This is a genomic window from Saccharospirillum alexandrii (assembly GCF_043641555.1).
GTDB lineage: Bacteria > Pseudomonadota > Gammaproteobacteria > Pseudomonadales > Natronospirillaceae > Saccharospirillum > Saccharospirillum alexandrii_A.
In genome coordinates, this window is sequence record NZ_JBHZRJ010000006.1 from 46,906 (window position 1) to 66,282 (window position 19,377).

A 19,377-nucleotide genomic window follows, 5' to 3' on the forward strand; every position below is an offset into this window, starting at 1 on the left:
CAGGCACTCAGCATGGCAAAATCCCTGGCAGACCAATTGATGAAAGCGGGCCTGGTCGACAAGAATGCGGCTAAAAAAGCCGAACGGGACAAACGCAAACAAAGCAAACACCAGCACAAGGGCCCGACCGATGCCGACCTGGAGAAACAGGCGCGGCTGCAACGCGAGCGCGATGAAAAAGTCGAACGCGACCGCGAGCTAAACCGTCAGCGGCAGGAGGCCGAACAGGCCAAGGCCATGAAAGCCCAGGCGGCTCAGATGCTGGAACAAAACGCGTTGCGAGTCGATGGCGATGTGCGTTTCAGCTTTACCGATGCACGCATCAACAAGATCAAACAGCTCTATGTCAGCCAGGAAATTCAGGACCAGTTGGCAAAGGGCCGGGTAGCCATTTGCTCGGTCGAAGAGCGTTATGTGGTGGTCGCCAAAGCCGTCGCTGAAAAAATCGCGCAGCGTTTTGCCGAAGCCGTGATATTTTTGGCCGAGCCCGATGCAAACCAGCCGGATGAAGACGACCCCTATGCCGACTTTGTGGTCCCCGACGATTTGATGTGGTGATAACCAGAGCACTGTACCAGTGCACTAAGCTACCAGGAACCCGACCACCATGGCGCACTTTGACGACTTAATCGACCTGCTGAAAGTACTGATCCGCGAACCCAGCGTGGTCGGGGCCGAGCATTCCTTCTTCCGGGTTCTGCAACGGGAACTGGAAGAGCGCGGCGCCAATGTTACCTGGTACGAAGGCTTGCTGGTCGCCCAGGGCAACCAGCCCGATACCACCTACTTCTCGGCTCACATCGACCGCCATGGTCTGGTCTGCACCGGCCCGAATGAATTCCAGTATGCGGCTTTCGTGGCCGGCAGCCGGTCGGACTTGCTGGGCAATTCGGTTTCGGAAGAGCTGATGCGCAAGGTCGTCGACCGCTTCCCCAAAACACCGCTGATGGCCTATGAACCCTGGTCCGGCGCCTACCGGGGCGCGGGCACCATTGTTGACAGTTACATTTGTGAGCACCGCAATAACCTGATCTTCAACGTTGAGGGGCTCGACCACCTGGTCGCCGGCACACCGGTGGCCTTTCAGGACCGGCTACTGCATCAGGACGGCTTGCTCAGCGGCCAGCTAGACAATGTTCTCACCGCCGCCTGCCTGGTGCACCTGTTCGCACTCGGCTACCAGGGCACGGCGTTCTTTACCGCTCAGGAAGAAGCAGGGCGCAGCTGGCGTTACCTGTTGGAATGGTTCCGCCGCTTCGGTGGGTCAACGAATCAGTTGGTCGTGGTCGACACCAGCCCCTACCCGGACAGAGCCAGCGCCGACATTCAGGATGTGGTGCTACGCCACCGCGATGCCAACGCCGAATTCAACCGCGACACCACCGAAAGCCTGGAAGCCCTGTGCAACAGCGAGGGCATCCGCTACAGCTTCAAAGACGACTACATCGCCCAGCGCAATGCAGAGCTGGAAGCCAGCGGCCAGAAACCCCAGTCACTCGGCAGCACCGAACTCGGCCGCATCACCGCCGCCTCCAACGGCCTGGTCCACGGCACCACCCTGCAAATCCCAACCACTGGCTACCACACTATGCAGGAAACCGCCCAAGTGGCTGCGGTTCAGTCGTTTCTGCGGTTGCTTCAGGGGATCGGCCACTGCGTGGCCTGACAGGCCCGTTGTTTTTGGTTGGTTGCTTGTGGGCCGGGCCTGGCAGTCGGGTAGGCTTATCCGGGGTCGGCGTGGACCCCTCCATGGGGCCTAGACCACAGCATCCATGCTGTGGACTCCCCCGGATAAGCCTACCCGACCGCCGTCCCTGGTCTTCGGTGTCACCTCATTATTCCACCGTTTTACCTACTTAGCCTTATTGCTTGGCTGCCACATTAATAGAACGGAAATGGTTGTATTTGAAGTGTCACCATAGCGAGTGCCAGCGACTGGGTAGACCTGTGTGGGGAAGTCCGCAACATGGATGTTGCGGCCTAGGCTCCACGGACGGATTTACGCCGACCCCACACAGGTCTACCCAGTTGCTGGAACGGATTCCTGGCAACCAGACAACCAACCCTCAAGTCCCATGGAAGTCCCACATTTCTGGTAGGAAGGTGGTTTGCATTTCGTGGATCAGCCATTTGCGGAAGGCGGCGACTTTGGGGCGCTTCAGGTAGCGTTCGGGGGCAACCAGGTAATAGGAAAAGGCCATGGGGAGCTCGAAGGGGAAGACCTTGATCAGCCGGCCGCTGATGATGTGGCTTTGCACCAGCGACTTGCGGGCCAGCCCGACGAAGCCGCCGGCCAGGGTGATGTCGATCAGCATGCGCGAGTCTTCGATGGTCATGGCCACGTTAAACCCCTCCCAGAGATACCCCTGTTGCCGCACCCAGCGGCCCCAGGGTTCCGGTTCGTAATCCAGATCTTCCACCAGGTCGACCGTGCGCAACCAGTCCAGTGTGGCACCTTCAGGCGGCACCATGTCCGGTACGCAGACGGCCATTAAGGTGTCGTGCATCAGCCATTCAGACACCAGGCCCGGGTAGCGGCCGCTGCCAAAACGCAACGCAACGTCAGTTTCGCCATCGAAGGTATCGACCTTGTGGGTCGGGTTCAGCACCACCCGGTATTCGGGTTGTCGCTGGCGAAAGCTGCCCAGTCGAGGCGCCAGCCAGGCGGACGCAAAAGAAGGAATAACCGAAACTTTCAACCGGTCCGGGTTTGGGTCGGCGCGCAACCGGGAAACACCCGTGTTCAGACTGGCAAAGGCCTCCTGCACATAGGGTAATAAAGCGTGGCCCTCGGGCGTCAGCCGGACTTCCCGGTTCAGGCGTTCGAACAGTTTAACGCCCAGGTGTTCTTCCAACGTCCGAATTTGGTGGCTCACAGCGGCCTGGGTGACAAACAAGTCTTCCGCAGCCTGCTTAAAACTGAGGTGTTCAGCAGCCAGGGCAAAGCATCGCAAGGTGTTTAACGGGGGTAAACGGGCAAGTTGGGAGTCGGACATGGGGAAGCACCGGGTGTTTCAGTTAACTTCAGCTTACTTGAAATGCAATTTATATCAATTGTGGCTTATCTGAAACTGCCCGACAATGCACTCATCATCCCACTGCCTGAACAGGAGGCGAATCATGACTCAATATACGCTCAACACCCCTTTGGCCTGCTGTGAAATCAGCTCACCAGCTCCATTTGCACAGCGTTTGCTGGCGCAGTTCAAGCGCACCATTATGCGCTACAAGACGCGTCAGGATCTGGCTAGCCTGCCCGATTACCGCCTGCGTGACCTCGGGCTGACCCGCGATCAGGTCGTGCGTGAAATCATCAAGCCGATCTGGCGTTAAGCACCACCGAACCGTCATCAGCCCCGCCGTCAGCGGGGCTTTCGAAAAGCCCGCGCCTTACTCAGCCGCGGGCTTTTTGCGTTTCATCGGCTTGTAGCCGCCGTCTCGGTCTTCGGTCGGGGCGCTTGGCCGGCTTGGGCGCGGGCCAGACTTGGCAGGTTTTTTGACCTTGGCTTTATCTTTGCCCTTGGGCTTTTTCGGTTTCTTCTTGCCATAGGCCTTGCCAGAGGCCCGTACCTTGGCCGGCCCCTGGTAAGTGCTGGTGAGGCCCGGCATTGTCGTTTTACCGAAGCCGGCGCCCAGGTATTTGTGAATGCGGGCCATCAGGTCCCATTCGTTCGGGCCGATCAGGCTGACGGCTCTGCCCGGCTGGCCAGCCCGGCCGGTGCGGCCGACGCGATGCAGGTATTCATCGCCCTTGCGCGCCAGATCGAAGTTCACCACCAGTTCAACACTGGGCAAGTCGAGACCGCGTGCGGCGACATCGGTAGTGACCAGCACTTTATATTTGCCGCTGCGCATGCCGCTGACCACCGCGTTGCGTTCTTCCTGGGTCAGGTTGCCATGCAGAATGCCACAGCGGCGAGTACCACTGAGTAACAGCGAATGCAGCCGTTCAGCTTTGACGATGGTGTTGGTGAAAATAATGACCTGCTGGTTGGGGTTTTCATCCAACAAGGCAAAGATCAGTTTTTCCTTGAAGCGATCGTCATGCGCCAGCATGTATTGCTGACGAATGTTATCGGGCACCGAGCGCGAGGCATGCAGCGATATCGTTTCCGGCTGGTGCAGCAGTTTTTTGGCCATAGCCAGCACACCGCCATGCTCCAGCGTTGCTGAAAACAGCAGCGTCTGGCGAGTCGGAGAACAATGTTCGGTAATGGCGATAACATCATCCCGGAAGCCCATGTCGAGCATGCGGTCGGCTTCATCAAAAACCAGGAATTCGATGTCAGACAGCTCCAGGCTGCGCCGCTCCAGATGTTCCTTCAATCGGCCCGGCGTGGCGATCAGAATGTCTGGTGTTTTGCGCAGTTCCGCAGCCTGCTCCTGAAACGAGGCGCCGCCGGTGATACTCAGGCTGGTCACATTGATGGCACTGCCGAGCTGGCGACACACTTGCTGAATCTGACGGGCCAGCTCACGCGTCGGCGCCAGTATCAGCGCCCGAATGCCGGTATTGGGCGACGAACGACGATTGAACATCGACACCATAGGCAAGACAAAAGCCACGGTCTTGCCGCTACCGGTCTGGGCGCTGACCATCAGGTCTTTGCCGTCCAGAATGCGCGGTATCACCGCTTCCTGCACGTCGGTGGCTTCGAGAATGCCGTGCTTGGTTAACGCAGCGGAAAGCGGTGGGACGATGTCTAATTCATCAAACACTGAATGGTTACCCTATTGATCTGAAAGACTGGGCGGTTCATGCGCCACGGATTGGCGGCGAGTATAGCAGACCCGCACCGGCAAACGACTCCCCAACCGTGCATACAGCCGCACTGACTGTCAGGTAAAAGTTCCGTCAGATCGATTACCCGCTATCGGTTTATCGGTAGGCTATCGTTTTATTGATAGATTGTGGGCGAGTAATACCACAGCGAGCGCTGTGCCAAAGAACAGCAACCCAGAGGACGCACAATGAATACACGTGGTTTGATCGACCAGTTGCTTCAATCCGGTGGCAATCTGATGCAAAACCCCTCTGTCAGCCAGGCTAAAAACGTGGCGACTGACAAGGCTTCCCAGTTGTCGGGCCTGCTTGGCGGCAACGCTGGCGGCCTGCTTTCCGGGGCTGGCGGTGGCCTGCTTGCCGGTGGCGCGCTCGGGTTGTTGCTGGGCAACAAGAAGCTGCGCAAAACCGGGGGTAAAGTGGCGGGCAACCTGGCCATGTATGGCGGCCTGGCGGCACTGGGCGCGGTGGCCTACAAGGCCTACAGCAACTATCAGCAAAACCAGGCCAGTGCCCCCCAGGGCGAACCGCAAACCGTCGATCGCCTGCCCGATGCCCAGGCGGAACAGCACAGCAATGCCATTCTGCGCGCCGTGATCGGGGCCGCCAAGGCCGACGGTCACATCGACGACAAGGAGCGCGCCCTGATCGATGGTGAGTTCGAGAAACTGAGTGACGATGCCGAGATGACCCGGTGGCTCAACCAGGAATTGCAAAAGCCACTCGACCCCGCTGACGTAGCCCGGGCGGCCACAACACCGGAAATGGGCGCAGAGATGTACCTGGCAAGCCTGCTGGTGATTGATGACCAGAACTACATGGAAAAGGCGTATCTCGGCGAGCTGGCGCGGCAGTTAAAACTGGACCCGGCGCTGGTTGAAGAGCTGGACAACCAGGTCACCGGCATGGCGTGACGGTCGGCGTCACGCCGACAGCCACCCCACTAAACCCCGTATCAACATGCTGGCCCCTGTGGCCAGCAACAGCATCAACACCACTCGGGCAAACACCTGTGGCGACATCCGGTCCCGCAGGCGCTGGCCTATGAGCATGCCGAGCACAGCGGGCACAAACAGCAGCACCGACATCAGGCCGTCGTACCGGGTAACCAGACCCTGGCTGCCCAGGCCTACCGCCAGCACGATGGTGCCGGTAAACAACACAAAGCTCGCGGCGAAAATGAACTCGGTTTTCTGCAATCCAGAGGCGATCAAAACCTGCAGCGAAGGAAACCCGAAAAACGACGTCAGCCCGCCAAACAGACCACTGAAAAAACCGCTGATGACATACAGCACTGCCTTTCTCTCAGGCGAGACTTTCAGGGGGTTCGACAACTGCGCCGCGATGGAAATGATCATCACCCCGCCGAGCACCATCGACAACACATGGGTGTTCAGTGCCGAAAGCAGCTGCACTGTCATCGCCATGGTCGTTAACAACACACCCACCAATAACCAGATCTGACCCAACACCCGCCACTGATTGCGCGTCTGCGCCAGCTGCACAATGTTGGTGGCAAACCCGGAAGCCAGCACCCAGCCCATGGCCTGGGTAATGGGCACATTAAACAGAATGGTAGATGCCGGTATGGCAATAAAGGGCATGCCGAAACCCGAAATTCCCTTCACCATGCCTGACGCCATAAAAATCAGCGCCAGCCAGGGCAACAGCGACAGCAGGGTTTGAAAGGTCATTCAGTATTGGCTCTGTGATTGGAAGAGGAACGTCAAGGTTAACGACTGAACGGTGGATTACCAGCAACGCGAGCAATACAGTGCGTTTCACCTGCCCAACGCGTTGCCTGCAAGCGTTGGCCGGTACTGCCTTGTTTATCGCATTTGTTCAAAGACGTCATCGGCCAGTGCCATCGATGCCGTCAGCCCGGGGGATTCGATACCGAACAGGTTCATCAGGCCCGGGTGTGCGGGCGAGGTGCTCAGTACAAAATCATCCGCCAGCGTTCCCGACAATCGAACCTTGGGCCGCACACCGGCATAAGACGGCACCAGCTTGCCCGGATCAATACCGGGTAAATAGGTTTGGACAGCGCGGGCAAACTCAATTGCGCGGGCCGGGTCGACTTCATAGTCCGGCTCGTCACTGTCGAGAAAGGTGACGTCGGGCCCGAAGCGAGGCTGGCCATTCAGATCGAGCGTCAGATGAATACCGAGTCCGCCCGGCTCAGGCGTTGGGTAAAGCAGGTGCGACACGGGCAACTGGCCGCTGTAGCCGAAGTAACAGCCTTTGGCGTAGGCGGCGCTTGGCACGTCCGGCAACGCCGGCGCCACCGAGCGCGCGACAGCCAGAGCCCCCAGGCCCGCCGCATTGATGACCCTGGTTGCCTCTATTTGCGAACGCTCACCGTCGCTGTCGACCACCGACACTTGCCAGTGATCACCCTGCTTCATCACTCGCTCAACCCGGTGATGGCAAACCACATCGCCCCCATGGGCTTCAATATCGGCCTGAAACGCCAGCATCAGTGCGTGGGAATCGATAATGCCGGTGTTCGGCGACCAGAGTGCCCGGCGACAGGCAACCTCGGGTTCCAACTTCGCCACTTGCGGCTGCGACAGGTCTTCCAGCGACACGCCGTTGGCCGCCGCCGTAGCCTGCAGTTTGGCCAGCGTTGTTTCCCCCGGTTCGTCCGTCGCCAGAATCAGTTTGCCCAGCAGACGATGCGGGACCTGGCGTTGCTGGCAATAGGCGACCAGTTGCTCACGCCCCCGCACACACAGCCGGGCCTTGAGCGACCCCGGGCGATAGTAAATACCCGCGTGCAACACTTCGGAATTGCGCGAACTGGTTTCCTGGCCTGGCGTGGGGTGTTGCTCCAGCACCATGACCGACTGGCCAGCAATCGCAAAGCGTCGGGCTATGGCCAGGCCGACGACACCGGCGCCAATAACAATGACATCCATGGGGTTTCAACAATCTACAACAACAATGAATACCTGAAGTTTACCCGATTCGGCCCCGGCCGGCACATCAGGCCCAGGGTACAACCGACTTGGTGAGTGCGACCAACACCATATAGCCAAACACCAGCAGCGCCAGCACCGCGAATAACGCCCTGCCCCACGGCGTTCTGGCGCGCTTTATCGCCCAGGCTCCCAGCAGGATGTACAACACCAGGGCGATCAGCTTCACCGTTAACCACGGCAGTTCCGTTGGCCAGAGGCCAAGCCGGACCAGCATCCAGATGCCCAGTGTCAGTAACAGGGTGTCAACAAGGTGCGGCAGGGTTCGCGCCCAGCGTTGCTGCAACCAGGCAGCGCCCAGTACTGAAGCGACGGCCCGTACAACAAAGAAAAGACCACTGATCACTACAAAGGTGACGTGAAGGTCGCGAATGAATCCGTAGGCCATGCTGCCCTCTGCTCATTGGTTGGTCTAATGACAATGTAGCTCAGTCATAATAAGATGCATTCTATATGCTTCTTTAGAGGAAATCATTATGCCCAGCCCATTACCCGCCGCCTGGCTCAGCTACGCTTTCCGACCCTTTTTTCTGGCCAACGCCTTGTACGCCATCGTCGCCATACTGGCGTGGGTCGCTTACCTGTTTGGCGGCTGGTCGATACCCTTAGGCTGGTCACCGCTGCACTGGCACAGCCATGAAATGCTCTATGGCTGGGTACCGGCCGCCATAGCCGGTTTTCTGCTGACCGCCATGACCAATTGGACCGGCGCAAGGCCGCTGGCGGGTGGAAAGTTGCTGGCCTTGCTGCTGTTATGGGTGGCTGGTCGACTGATGTTTCTGGCCGCCAGCGTTTGGCCGGCCTGGCTGGTCGCCCTGGTAGACCTCTCGTTTCTGGCGACACTGGCAGCCTATGTGGCGGTGGTACTGGTTAACCACAAGAACCACCGAAACCTGATGCTGGTTGGCGTGCTGACCGTATTAATGTCGGGCAATGGCCTGATGCACCTGGGCTTTATCACAGGCTCAAGCTATTTGCTAAACAGCGGTGAGCAACTGGGCCTCAGCCTGGTCACCCTGTTAATGGCCATCATTGCCGGGCGCATCGTACCGGCCTTTACCGGGAACTGGCTGCGCCTGAACGGCAGTAACAGTCTGGTTCGTCGCCCAGTCTGGCTCGACCGGGCAGCGCTGCTGAGTATCGTGCTGATGATCCCGCTGGATCTGTTGTCTGTCAGCAGCAGTGTCACCGGGCCACTGGCGGTGTTTGCCGGACTAACCAACGGGCTGCGTCTGGCGCTCTGGCAAGGCGTGCGCACCGGGCGCGAACCCCTGCTCTGGGTACTGCATCTGGCTTACGCCTGGCTGGCCCTGTCGCTGGTATTCCGTGGCTTTAGCGATATGTCACTGCTGAGTGCCACTCATTTCTGGCAACACAGCCTCGGGCTGGGCGCCATGGCCACGCTGATTCTCGGTGTGATGACCCGGGTCGCACTGGGTCACACTGGCCGGCCGCTAAAACTGCCCCGGCATGCCATCTGGAGTTATTGGCTGGTCACTCTGGCGACCTTGCTGCGCCTGGCGGCATCGGCACAATGGCTCGACTATCGCTGGGCCGTTAACTTTTCTGCGCTGGCCTGGATACTCGCCTTTGGTGTCTTTCTCGCCTGCTATACGACGATTCTGATCACGCCCCGTCCCGACGCGCCCCGGCCATAACGACCTGGCCGGAGAACCGCGAACCAATTCGTGTCTTGACACCCAAAAAGATATATACATAATGACTCTTATAAAGATTCATCTAATCTGAATCTTTATAAGAACCGAGCCGCTTATGGCTCCTCCACATAACAGGAGACTATTATGGACGCTCATCAAAGACTGGAACTGGCCCACACCCTTATGCTACTGGCTGCTCTGGGGTTCCTGGTTGCCACCCTGAATGCCTACGTCTGGGATTTTAATCAGAGCCTGGGGGTGCAAATACTGTCACACGTGCTGATGCTGGTCTTTCCTGCGGTATTCAAGCTTTCTTATGTGCTGCGGCTGCACTCGCTAAAAAGCCTGGGGCTAGAGGCGCACTGACGTTCAGTTAGCAGGTTGTTGAAAAAGGCTTCCTGCCTTTTTCAACACACGAGAACCAAAAATTGCGATTTTTGCTTCTCAATTTTGCCGGAACGTCCATGTCCCGGTAGCAGGCGGCTGAAATCCTTTGAATTTCAACAGCCTGCTAGACAATCCGCAGTATCCGGGTCAGGTCGACCTGGTTCCTGGGTTGAATCAGGTCGGCCAGGGTGTATTGATCAAGCGTTGTCAGAAACGCCGTGCGTGCCTCGTTCAGTATGTTTTTCAAATTGCAGACCGGCGCTATGGAGCATTCGTTGGCTGCAGAAAAACACTCGACCAGGTTCATGTCGGTTTCAGTCTCACGAAACACCACTCCAATGTTGATGTTCGCCGGGTCCTGCCCCAGTCGCAGCCCGCCGTTTTTGCCCCGCACCGCGCTGACATACCCCAACTGATTCAACTGGTTCACCACCTTCATCAGGTGGCTTTTAGAAATGCCGTAACTGTCGGCAATGGCCTGAATCGTCGTCAGGCGTTCCGGGTCGGAAGAGAGGTAAATCAACACGCGCAGGGCGTAATCGGAGTAACGGGTGATGTGCATGAAGCGTTTCCTAGCCAGATTGCTTATGCGTTCAAATATAACATGAATGCCAAATAGCGCTTTATAGGCCGCAGAAAAAAATGTTTCTGGCCGGATTGACAGCCGCCGCAGTTAGGCTATACCTGTGGCTGGAGAACGCTCCCAAAAGGCTCTCCCGTGAACTAAAAACGGAGCCATCATCATGAGTAAAGAAAAGAACAAAGGCCACAAGGAAAAGAAAAAGCCCAAGGCCGCCAAAGTCGGCAATAAGCCATCCGACCTCCAAAAGCCAGCCAACACCGTTGGCGGCGCCATTGAGCGGGATCATCACAAACACGATCACTGACACCCCCGCACCTGACAGGTCACGCCTACCCTGCGTGGCCTGCCCGACCCCCACTCAAACCACTCGTAAATCAACCCTGACGACCGCAATACCATTACACCTGTGGCGGTTAAACGGCTAGGCTGTGTTCACTTTTTAAAACCGTGAACAGGAGCCTGACAATGGCACACCCCTGGTGGAAAACGTCTGTGGTGTATCAGATATACCCGCGCAGCTTTATAGACAGCAACGGCGATGGCATGGGAGATTTGAATGGCATCATCAGCAAGCTGGATTACCTTGCCCTGCTTGGCATCGACGTGATCTGGCTGTCACCGGTGTTCAAATCACCAATGGACGACAACGGCTATGATATTTCCGACTACGACGACATAGCACCCGAATTCGGCACCCTGGCCGATATGGACCGGCTGATAGCCGAGGCCCGGGTGCGCGATATCAAGATCATCATGGATCTGGTGGTCAACCACAGCTCGGACGAACACCCCTGGTTCGAGTCGGCTCGTCAATCAAAAGACAGCCCCTACCGCGACTACTACATCTGGCGCGAGGCACAGTCGGACGGCTCGCTGCCGAACGACATTCGCAGCTACTTCGGCGGCCCGGCCTGGACCTTCAACCCGGCCACCAACGATTATTATTTTCACCAGTTCTCAACCAAACAACCGGACCTGAACTGGGACAACCCGGCCGTTCCCGACGCCGTACACGCAATGATGAACCGCTGGCTCGACCGTGGCATCGCCGGCTTTCGCATGGATGTTATCGACCTGATTGGCAAGGATGTCGACAACAAAGTGCTCGCCAACGGCCCCACCCTTCACAGTCACTTAAAGGCCATACACCAGGCCACACTGAAAGGTCGTGATGCCCTCACCGTAGGCGAAACCTGGAGCGTCACCCCCGAAACCGCCCGGCTGTATTCAGCGCCCGAACGCGAAGAACTGTCGATGGTGTTTCAGTTCGAACACATCACACTGACATTCGACCCGGTGCACGGCAAATGGAAGCCGCGCGAATTCGACCTGGTCGCGCTCAAACAGGTGTTCGCCAAATGGCAGACGGAACTGGACGGCAACGCCTGGAATTCACTGTTCTGGAACAATCACGATTTGCCCAGAGCGGTGTCGAAATACGGCAACGACAGCACTTACCGTGATGCCTCGGCCAAAGCGCTGGCCACCGTGCTGCATGGCATGCAAGGCACGCCTTATGTTTATCAGGGTGAAGAGCTTGGCATGACCAACGTAGCGTTCGAGTCGATTGACGACTATCAGGACATCGAAACCCGCAACCTCTATACAGAACGACTCGAACAGGGCGACTCACCGACCGCGCTGATGGCCGCCATTCACAAAAACAGCCGCGACAATGCGCGTACGCCGATGCACTGGAATGCCAGCGATAATGCCGGCTTCACCACGGCCAAACCCTGGCTGAAAGTGAACCCGAATTACACCACCATTAACGTTGAGCAAAGCCTGGAAGACCAGAACTCCATTTTCCATCACTACCAACGACTGATCCAGTTGCGCAAAACCAATGCAACGCTCGTCGATGGTCAGTTCGAACTGCTGTTTGCGGATCACCCCCAAGTATTCGCTTACCTGCGAAAAACCGATTCTGAAACTTTACTGGTGGTGGGTAACCTGTCAACCGAGCGATTGACGCTGCAACTTCCAGGCAACGTGCCAACCGAATCGTCCCGGGTTCTCATTTGCAGCGGCACGCCCCTAACCGAGATCAGCCAACAGCTGCAACTGGCACCTTACGATGCCTTTATTGCGTCGCTGAGGTAGCGGCACCCGAGTTGCCGAGCGCCTTTTCCAGCTTGGCCATCGCCTGCAACAACGCCTGGCGTTCAGCACCCGTCAAGGTTGCCAGTAGCGATGCTTCCCAGGCCTGAGCCTCGGGCAGCAGTTGCTCCAGCAAGGCGTTTCCGGCTGCCGTTAACCGCAGGTGGTGAGCGCGCTGATCCTGTTGGTCGGGGCTGCGGCTGATCAGTTCCCGGTCGGCCAGCACCTGAACCGCGCGCGACACTCTGGCTTTATCCATCCGCGTGGCGTCCCGAATCTGCTTGGCGGTGAGCACCCCGCACTGATTCAGCCAGGCCAGAACCCGCCACTGGGCGATGGTCAGCGAGTACGACGACTCATACAGATGCGCCAGTTGCTCGCTGATCTGATCCGCCAGGCGGTTGAGGCGGTAAGGCAGGAATTGGTCCAGATCGAACTGGGCGTCGCTGGCATAATGTGTCATGGGGTGTCTTTCCGGGTAGAGCCTGGCAGAATGGTTGCACAGGGAACCATTCAGGTCCAGTCACCAGACTGAACCTCTGCAAGACTCATCCAGATCAGAGTAAGACTAACCTGGCTATATTTTAAAACTTTCCATGCTAGCTGGATGAAACAGCTCTTCAGGTGACACCAGACGACTCGACAATCCCTCTTTGTGATGCTGTGCCAGAAAGCGGGCCAGCGTTTCGCGGTTTTGCTCGAAGCCGTAAGACCAGAAGTCCTGACCCATCAATAGCCTGGCTGATCGCAACTGATCTTCCACGAAAGGCAGTGTCACTTTCGTCGCCGAGGTGTCGGTCAGATGCTGCAAGGCCACCTGTTTCGATTTCTCAAACGCCTTGAATACAGAGAAAGGTAGCCAGGGGTGCTGTGCCACCAGCGTTTTTCGAATGCCCAGGGTGTGCATGATCGGAAACAGTCCGGTACGCTGATACCATGCTTTCGCTTCGGCCATCGGGTCGGCAAACAAATAACCAACGTTCGGGTTGCCCTCAGTAAAACAAGACGGTGCACGGGGTCCGATAACCGCATCGAGCTCACCCATCGCCAGCATGTGGCTAATGGTTTCACCGTCAGGCACATTGACGACCTGAGTGCCCCCTGTCAGCTTGAGATTGATTTTCTCTACCCGGCCGGGCTCTTCATAGCCGCCCCGAACCCAGGTAATGTCGTTGGGTTTAACACCATAGTCCTCTTCCAGAATCATTCGAACCCAGACGTTAGCGGTGAGTTGATATTCAGGCACCCCAACTCGCTTTCCTTTCAGGTCGGCCGGGGTCTCAATACCCCGGTCAGTGCGCACGTAGATCGACGTATGGCGGAACGCACGGGAAGGAAACACAGGCACCGCTATATAAGGGCTATCATTGTTCGCCGTTTTCACCGTGTAACTGCTCATCGACAATTCAGTAATGTCAAAGTCTGCATGGCGAAACGCACGGAAAAAGATTTCTTCTGGATCATGCAGCATAAACACAGGGTCCACGCCGTCTATCTGAACGTTGCCATCGACCAGAGGTCTCATCCGGTCGTAATTCCCGATGGCGATTGATAGTGACAGTTTGCTCATAGATCCGATTCCTCAGTTATCCCACCTGCCAAACGCTCAGCTAAGGTTGTTCAGTAACAGACCCGCATACAGTTCATAGTCCAGTAACCAGACAAAAATGACCCACACAAAGGCCAGAGCGCCAATTGCTATGAGGGCAGAACGACGTTTGTCGTGCCCGGCACGCCAGGTCAGAAACGTAAAAATATAGGCGGGGATGGTTATCAGGAAACCAAAGATAGACAGTGCAACGACCAGCCCCAGCAACCAACCCATCGACTTCAATTGCTTGAAGGTAATCGCTGTCTCGGTGGATGCGGGCAACTTACGCTGGTACCAGGCAACCAACTGAACGACGACGTCGGCCGCTGTCAATACAACAAAGACCCAGCCGATAAATCGAGGAAACATGCCACTGGATCGGCCAAACCCCTGTGACAGGTAAAGTAGGGTGATGGCCAGCATCAGCATGAAACAAGAAATCAATACCGTCGGACGGGCCAGTGAATTAAGCGTTGGCATTGCGTACCCTCCTGCGAATCCGCCCTAAAACAGGTAATGCCAGTGCCATGACAATAATCATAAAAATTACCAGACTTGTCGTGTCTCGAAAAAATCCGGTCCAGTCGCTGCGGAACATCAGCATCGACTGGATAAAGTTGCGTTCCATCATCCCGCCCAGAACAATGGCAATGACCAGGGTAATTCGTGGATAATCCAGCCGGATCATGACATAACCGATGACACCAAACACAGCGGCCATGATCACATCACCCAGGGAACCCTCCAGGGCATAAGCCCCTACCAGAGCGATACTCAATACAGTCGGGATCAATATAGACGAGTCAATAAAGGTGATTTTGATCAGGTACTTCGTCGCCACAGCAATCACACAGGCCGAAGCTATTGTTGCCAGCAACAAGGCAATGATCAATACCAGTAAACTCCATTCACGCTCAATCAGAAGCAATGGGCCAGGCTGCATGCCGTGCAAAACCAGCACACCCAGAAACAACGCCATTTCAGCGCTACCGGGTATGCCAAAGGCCAGAGTAGGAATCAGGGAGCCCCCGTCTTTGGCATTGTTTGCGGCTTCCGGGGCTATAACGCCGCGGATATCACCCTTGCCAAACTGCGAGCTGTCACGGCTCGATTGCACCGTAAATGAATAAGACAGAAATGAGGCGACTGTTCCACCAACACCCGGAACGATACCTACCAGAGTACCGATAAACGAACCGCTGAGAACAGTTCTGGGATGCTTGAAAACCGCTTTAAATCCCGCCCCTACACCCTTCACCTCGCCCAACTCATTGCGATCAACTTTGGAGATGGCTCCACCCTCCACCATTAACCGGATCATCTCGGCAATCGCAAAGAGTCCGATCAGGGCGGGGACCAGTTTAATGCCATCCCACAGGTAATCGATGCCTGCGGTAAACCGCAAAGTACCGCCCATGTCGTCGTAACCAACGAAGCCGATAAACAGCCCCAAGGCGGCAGCGATCAGGCCACGCAACATATTGTTATTGGAAATGGTCAGTGAAACCAGACCTAGAACAGCCAGCATAAAAAAAGCCGGAGGGCCGAATAGCAACACAAGTGACTTGGCCATGGGCAGTATCGCAACCAAGACAACCACCCCGACAATACCACCCAGAGAGGATGCGGTTGCCGCTGCCCCGATGGCCAGTCCGGCCTTTCCCTGTCGGGTCAGAGGGTAGCCGTCAAAACAGGTCGCGGCATTGGGCGCAGTGCCAGGTGCATTTAACAGAATGGCCGTAACAGAACCACCAATGGCGCTCGACCCCATAATACCACCCATCAATGTGATGGCTTGCTCAGGCTCCATACCAAAGGTCAGGGGGAGCAACAGCGCTATGGCTGTCGCGCCACCCAAACCGGGGATAATGCCGAACAAAAGGCCCACCAGGACCCCCAGCATCAAATACATCAGGGTGACACCGTCGGCGAGATACAGCGTCGCCGTCACAAAAGAGTCGAGCATGGGTATTGGTTCCGCTGATCAGTTAGGGTTTTGCAGACTGGTGCTGAAACGCTCGTAGAACTCAAAGCTACTGGAAATGTCGGCCGCGGTGTCAGCACCGTTCATCGGAGACATGTTCATGCCAATGCTCTTGGCGTATTCCAGATACTCTTCATTCTGCACCACGTCCATGAACGCGGAGCGTAACTGCGTGAGGGTTGCGTCATCGATTCCCGGAGGACCGGCGATGGAGCGCTGCAAATTCAATGGCGTTAAACCCGGGTACCCTGCTTCGGCAAATGTCGGAACGCCTTCAAACAGGCTCTGGTTACCGGACATGGCCAGTGCACGAACATCACCGGATTCCAGATAAGGGGTTACGGACGACACAGGCGCCATACTGACCTGGCCATCACCCCGGATCAATCCCACGATTGCATCGGTTGTACCACCATAACCAGACAAATAGATGGGGTCTTTCTCGGCCAGACCCAGTTCACTGGCCGTGATCTGCAGCGCTGCGAGCACGGTAGAGCCGTATCCGGTCGACGTAATGATCAGGTCATCCACTGCAATCAGATCATCGAGCGTTTGAATGTCCGAGTCAGCAGCAACAATCAGCACATAGTCGTCCGACTCCAGACGGCCAATCCAGCTGAGTTCCCGCAAATCGTAGCCGACTTCCTCACCGAGAATGGCCGGCAACGCAAAGCCCGGCAGGTTAAAAATACCCAGTGTCAGGCCATCCGGTTCAGACCGACTCACTTCAGTGGAACCGCGCTGGCCACCCGCACCCGGAATATTCTCGGTAATAACGTTGGCGCCACCCAGAGCTTCACTGAAGTAGGGAGCGAAGCCCCTGACTGCACGATCGAAACCACCACCAGGGCCATAAGGAACAACAATGGATACGGTGTCAGACGGATCAACATCGGCCTGAGCACCCGACATGAGTGCAATGCCGGCAACTGCCGACAGCAAGGCTGTTTTAATTTTCATAGACCACTACCTTTATTTGTTGTTGTCAGGTTTTGCGTCAATTACCGGACCAAAGCGAGATCCGCCTGGCCAGCCGATCCTTCATGAGGAACGTCGTTCGACCATGAGCAAAAGCTACGCTCCTAGTTGTCGCTTGGAAAATGAAATTTAGACGTTTTTATATATCTAAATCGATATATTAGATTTACCTACCTGCTTACAACAATACCGTATATAGGACCAAGCTCGCAGGAAGAGCTATTTTTCGAGCGACTGCGCTGATGGAACGCTCTGTTCTCCGCTGCAAATATTGACATGCATCAAGGAACGCACGTTCTCTGACCTGACCATAGCTCGGCGGCACAAAACGCTGGTAGGAAAAATGACTCTGAACGAAACGTTTTCGATATATCAGGGTGTGTGCATGCTCTGTATAACCAGGCGTACCTGGTCCATCAGGAGGCGTTGAGCCTCGCTTGGATGGCTGTCAACACGGGTTGCGATGCCTACGGGTCCCAGAGTGGATGAGAAGTCATAGGGTAGCTCGGCGAGTCGCCCTTCGTTGATATCAGCATCAACAGCCCCATGCGAGATGAGCCAGACAGTATCAGTATCACGCACATAAGAACGGCCAAATGCATGAGAGATGGTTTCGATGCGATTCGCGTTGGGTCGAATACCGTTCAGTATCATGAACTGATCAACGAGGCTGCGAATCACGGAGTCCGGAGGTGGCATCAGTATTGGGTAATCGGAAAGCACTTCCAGCGATATCAGTGACTCTTTGAGTACCGGATGCCCTGGCCGCACTACGATGGCCACGCGTTCCTGATACAGTTGCTCGAACACCAGACCCTGCATCTGCGCAGGTGTAGACAACCGTCCTACCACCAGATCCAGTTCCGACATGCGCAATGCATCGAGCAACATTTTGTTGCTACTATTTAGCAAGGTGATATCGGCGTAAGGCATCATGGCTTTAAAGGCACGCAACGCTTTGGGCATGACGGTGGTCGCGACCGTTGGCAATACGCCAATAACAACCGGCGAATGCTCTGCTCTGCTGGAAGCACTGACCCGGTCAATACCCTCACGCAAGGCATCGGTACTGTTAAGGGCATAACGTAAAAACACCTCACCGAAGCGGGTCAGTTCGACACCCTTGCGCTGGCGATTCAGCAGCTCAACGCCAAGCATCTCCTCAAGCTCGCGCAATTTCTTTGAAACGGCAGGCTGAGTAAGCGAAAGATAGTCGGCAGCCCGCACCACCCCACCCTGTCGAACCACCTCAATGAAGCATTGCAAATGCCGGAATTTGATCCGGTTGTCGATGATCGGGCTTTTGGGTGTGTGTAAGGTAGACATAGTGTGTAATTACTCACCTTGGCAGCGGCAAGCATAGCAGATACGGGCTCGGGTAAGCCCGCAATTACAGAACCGCCCCGGGGCACGATCAGAAGGGACGATAGCCCAGTCGCTGAGAGACCGCACGGGCGGTATCCTGAACATGGGGCACGTAGCGCATGATGGTATCGTCGTCCATCCGGTGAATCGGGCCCGCCAGCCCCATACCAGCGACTACCTCACCGTTCATATTGAAAATGGGGGCCGCTATGCACCTCATACCAACTTCGCTTTCCTGATCTTCAACACAATATCCCTGAGCGCGGATCTTGAGCAATTTCTTGCGCAGCTGCTCAGGGTCGGTGATGGTGAAATTCGTTCTCCGTTCGATTGGACCCGACAGCGCCTTATCGATCTCGACATCGCTCTTGAAAGCCAGCATCACCTGGCCCTCACCGGTACAGAGGGAGCCCTTTCGAACACCAATATCCGACTGCATGCGAATGGCATGGGTGCTCTCAAAGTGGAACAGATACACCACCTCCGGACCATCCAGCACGCCGAGCAAAACGGTTTCATTCAATTCGCTCTTCAGTTCCTGCAGGATTGGTCTGGCAACACTGGGCACATCCAGACGCCGGCGCACCAGACCGCCCAGACTGAACAGGGTCAGCCCCAGGCGATACTTGTCGTTGGCCGGGTTCTTTTCCAGCAGGCCGCCAATCACCAGTGTGGTCGCCATCCGGTGCACCGTGCTCTTGGCAAGTCCCAGCCGCTTGGACAGTTCGCTTATCCCCAGCTCAACGTCTTTTTCACTGAAGGTTTTCAGCAGCGCAATGGCATTGGCCAGTGAGGACAACCCACGGCTCTTTTTGTCATCGACCTTGCTTTCCGCTTTTTCAGTCGCTTGATTGATGCGTCGTAATTCGCTCATGCTGTCCTTGTATTCTTCATCAGTCAGGCCCGCCAGAGCCCCGGCCGGGCCTGTAAACGTATTTTGGGTCTGAACTATACCGATATGAGCGAA

The 19,377-nt window shown here is 56.3% G+C and carries 21 protein-coding genes; 8 read left to right on the forward strand and 13 right to left on the reverse strand.

The features are described from left to right. The first annotated feature begins 12 nt into the window (after positions 1–12). Positions 13–558 carry a DUF2058 domain-containing protein gene (locus ACHUE7_RS19245; RefSeq protein WP_394171506.1) on the forward strand — a complete coding sequence of 182 codons (546 nt, stop codon included), beginning with the start codon at positions 13–15 and terminating at the stop codon, positions 556–558. A gap of 49 nt (positions 559–607) precedes the next feature. After that, positions 608–1,666 (forward strand): peptidase M42, encoded by a 1,059-nt coding sequence (locus tag ACHUE7_RS19250; RefSeq protein WP_394171507.1) that lies wholly within the window; start codon positions 608–610, stop codon positions 1,664–1,666. Positions 1,667–2,066: 400 nt separating this feature from the next. Here ACHUE7_RS19250 and ACHUE7_RS19255 read toward each other — a convergent pair whose 3' ends face one another. Next, positions 2,067–2,996 (reverse strand): LysR substrate-binding domain-containing protein, encoded by a 930-nt coding sequence (locus ACHUE7_RS19255; protein ID WP_394171508.1) that lies wholly within the window; start codon positions 2,994–2,996, stop codon positions 2,067–2,069. 124 nt (positions 2,997–3,120) lie between these two features. Here ACHUE7_RS19255 and ACHUE7_RS19260 point away from each other — a divergent pair, with 124 nt between their 5' ends. Then, on the forward strand, positions 3,121–3,333 hold the full coding sequence (locus ACHUE7_RS19260; RefSeq protein ID WP_213676914.1) for a DUF1127 domain-containing protein: 213 nt from the start codon (positions 3,121–3,123) through the stop codon (positions 3,331–3,333). A gap of 57 nt (positions 3,334–3,390) precedes the next feature. Here the strand turns inward: ACHUE7_RS19260 and ACHUE7_RS19265 are convergent, their stop codons facing one another. After that, positions 3,391–4,719, reverse strand: a complete 1,329-nt coding sequence (locus ACHUE7_RS19265; RefSeq protein ID WP_394171509.1) for a DEAD/DEAH box helicase — start codon at positions 4,717–4,719, stop codon at positions 3,391–3,393. 252 nt (positions 4,720–4,971) lie between these two features. Here ACHUE7_RS19265 and ACHUE7_RS19270 point away from each other — a divergent pair, with 252 nt between their 5' ends. Further along, a complete protein-coding gene (locus ACHUE7_RS19270) occupies positions 4,972–5,697 on the forward strand; it encodes a tellurite resistance TerB family protein (RefSeq protein WP_394171510.1) in 726 nt (241 codons plus the stop codon). A 9-nt stretch (positions 5,698–5,706) separates the two neighbouring features. On the opposite strand, the gene ACHUE7_RS19275 is transcribed toward ACHUE7_RS19270, so the two are convergent. The 3 genes from ACHUE7_RS19275 to ACHUE7_RS19285 form a co-directional block, all read right to left on the reverse strand. Further along, the gene (locus ACHUE7_RS19275) at positions 5,707–6,477 is read right to left on the reverse strand and encodes a sulfite exporter TauE/SafE family protein (RefSeq protein WP_394171511.1); all 771 of its coding nucleotides are present in this window, start codon (positions 6,475–6,477) and stop codon (positions 5,707–5,709) included. A gap of 135 nt (positions 6,478–6,612) precedes the next feature. Further along, complete coding sequence (locus ACHUE7_RS19280; protein ID WP_394171512.1) at positions 6,613–7,704, reverse strand: NAD(P)/FAD-dependent oxidoreductase; 1,092 nt, start codon at positions 7,702–7,704, stop codon at positions 6,613–6,615. A 67-nt stretch (positions 7,705–7,771) separates the two neighbouring features. Beyond that, the gene (locus tag ACHUE7_RS19285) at positions 7,772–8,152 is read right to left on the reverse strand and encodes a SirB2 family protein (RefSeq protein WP_394171513.1); all 381 of its coding nucleotides are present in this window, start codon (positions 8,150–8,152) and stop codon (positions 7,772–7,774) included. A gap of 88 nt (positions 8,153–8,240) precedes the next feature. Here ACHUE7_RS19285 and ACHUE7_RS19290 point away from each other — a divergent pair, with 88 nt between their 5' ends. Together ACHUE7_RS19290 and ACHUE7_RS19295 are read left to right on the forward strand one after the other, a co-directional pair. Beyond that, on the forward strand, positions 8,241–9,422 hold the full coding sequence (locus ACHUE7_RS19290) for an NnrS family protein (RefSeq protein WP_394171514.1): 1,182 nt from the start codon (positions 8,241–8,243) through the stop codon (positions 9,420–9,422). A 144-nt stretch (positions 9,423–9,566) separates the two neighbouring features. Continuing rightward, positions 9,567–9,788: a hypothetical protein gene (locus ACHUE7_RS19295; RefSeq protein ID WP_394171515.1), complete on the forward strand. Its 222-nt coding sequence runs from the start codon at positions 9,567–9,569 to the stop codon at positions 9,786–9,788. 145 nt (positions 9,789–9,933) lie between these two features. On the opposite strand, the gene ACHUE7_RS19300 is transcribed toward ACHUE7_RS19295, so the two are convergent. Further along, on the reverse strand, positions 9,934–10,371 hold the full coding sequence (locus tag ACHUE7_RS19300; protein WP_394171516.1) for an Rrf2 family transcriptional regulator: 438 nt from the start codon (positions 10,369–10,371) through the stop codon (positions 9,934–9,936). Between the two features lie 181 nt (positions 10,372–10,552). Between ACHUE7_RS19300 and ACHUE7_RS19305 the strand changes: the two genes are divergently transcribed. Continuing rightward, positions 10,553–10,696, forward strand: a complete 144-nt coding sequence (locus tag ACHUE7_RS19305; protein ID WP_394171517.1) for a hypothetical protein — start codon at positions 10,553–10,555, stop codon at positions 10,694–10,696. Between the two features lie 161 nt (positions 10,697–10,857). After that, positions 10,858–12,495, forward strand: coding sequence for a glycoside hydrolase family 13 protein (locus ACHUE7_RS19310; RefSeq protein WP_394171518.1), 1,638 nt, complete (start codon positions 10,858–10,860; stop codon positions 12,493–12,495). Here ACHUE7_RS19310 and ACHUE7_RS19315 read toward each other — a convergent pair. From ACHUE7_RS19315 to ACHUE7_RS19345, 7 genes are all read right to left on the reverse strand, one after another. Continuing rightward, positions 12,476–12,955, reverse strand: coding sequence for a MarR family winged helix-turn-helix transcriptional regulator (locus ACHUE7_RS19315; RefSeq protein ID WP_394171519.1), 480 nt, complete (start codon positions 12,953–12,955; stop codon positions 12,476–12,478). The genes ACHUE7_RS19310 and ACHUE7_RS19315 overlap by 20 nt on opposite strands. 114 nt (positions 12,956–13,069) lie before the next feature. Next, positions 13,070–14,062, reverse strand: a complete 993-nt coding sequence (locus ACHUE7_RS19320) for a PhnD/SsuA/transferrin family substrate-binding protein (RefSeq protein ID WP_394171520.1) — start codon at positions 14,060–14,062, stop codon at positions 13,070–13,072. Positions 14,063–14,098: 36 nt separating this feature from the next. Further along, positions 14,099–14,563: a tripartite tricarboxylate transporter TctB family protein gene (locus tag ACHUE7_RS19325; protein ID WP_348476986.1), complete on the reverse strand. Its 465-nt coding sequence runs from the start codon at positions 14,561–14,563 to the stop codon at positions 14,099–14,101. After that, positions 14,550–16,049 carry a tripartite tricarboxylate transporter permease gene (locus ACHUE7_RS19330; RefSeq protein ID WP_394171521.1) on the reverse strand — a complete coding sequence of 500 codons (1,500 nt, stop codon included), beginning with the start codon at positions 16,047–16,049 and terminating at the stop codon, positions 14,550–14,552. The genes ACHUE7_RS19325 and ACHUE7_RS19330 overlap by 14 nt, the downstream gene beginning before the upstream one ends. Before the next feature lie 18 nt (positions 16,050–16,067). Beyond that, the gene (locus tag ACHUE7_RS19335; protein ID WP_394171522.1) at positions 16,068–17,027 is read right to left on the reverse strand and encodes a Bug family tripartite tricarboxylate transporter substrate binding protein; all 960 of its coding nucleotides are present in this window, start codon (positions 17,025–17,027) and stop codon (positions 16,068–16,070) included. Between the two features lie 390 nt (positions 17,028–17,417). After that, complete coding sequence (pcaQ, locus tag ACHUE7_RS19340; protein ID WP_348476989.1) at positions 17,418–18,371, reverse strand: pca operon transcription factor PcaQ; 954 nt, start codon at positions 18,369–18,371, stop codon at positions 17,418–17,420. 88 nt (positions 18,372–18,459) lie between these two features. Continuing rightward, positions 18,460–19,284 (reverse strand): IclR family transcriptional regulator, encoded by an 825-nt coding sequence (locus ACHUE7_RS19345; protein WP_394171523.1) that lies wholly within the window; start codon positions 19,282–19,284, stop codon positions 18,460–18,462. Between the last annotated feature and the right edge of the window lie 93 nt (positions 19,285–19,377).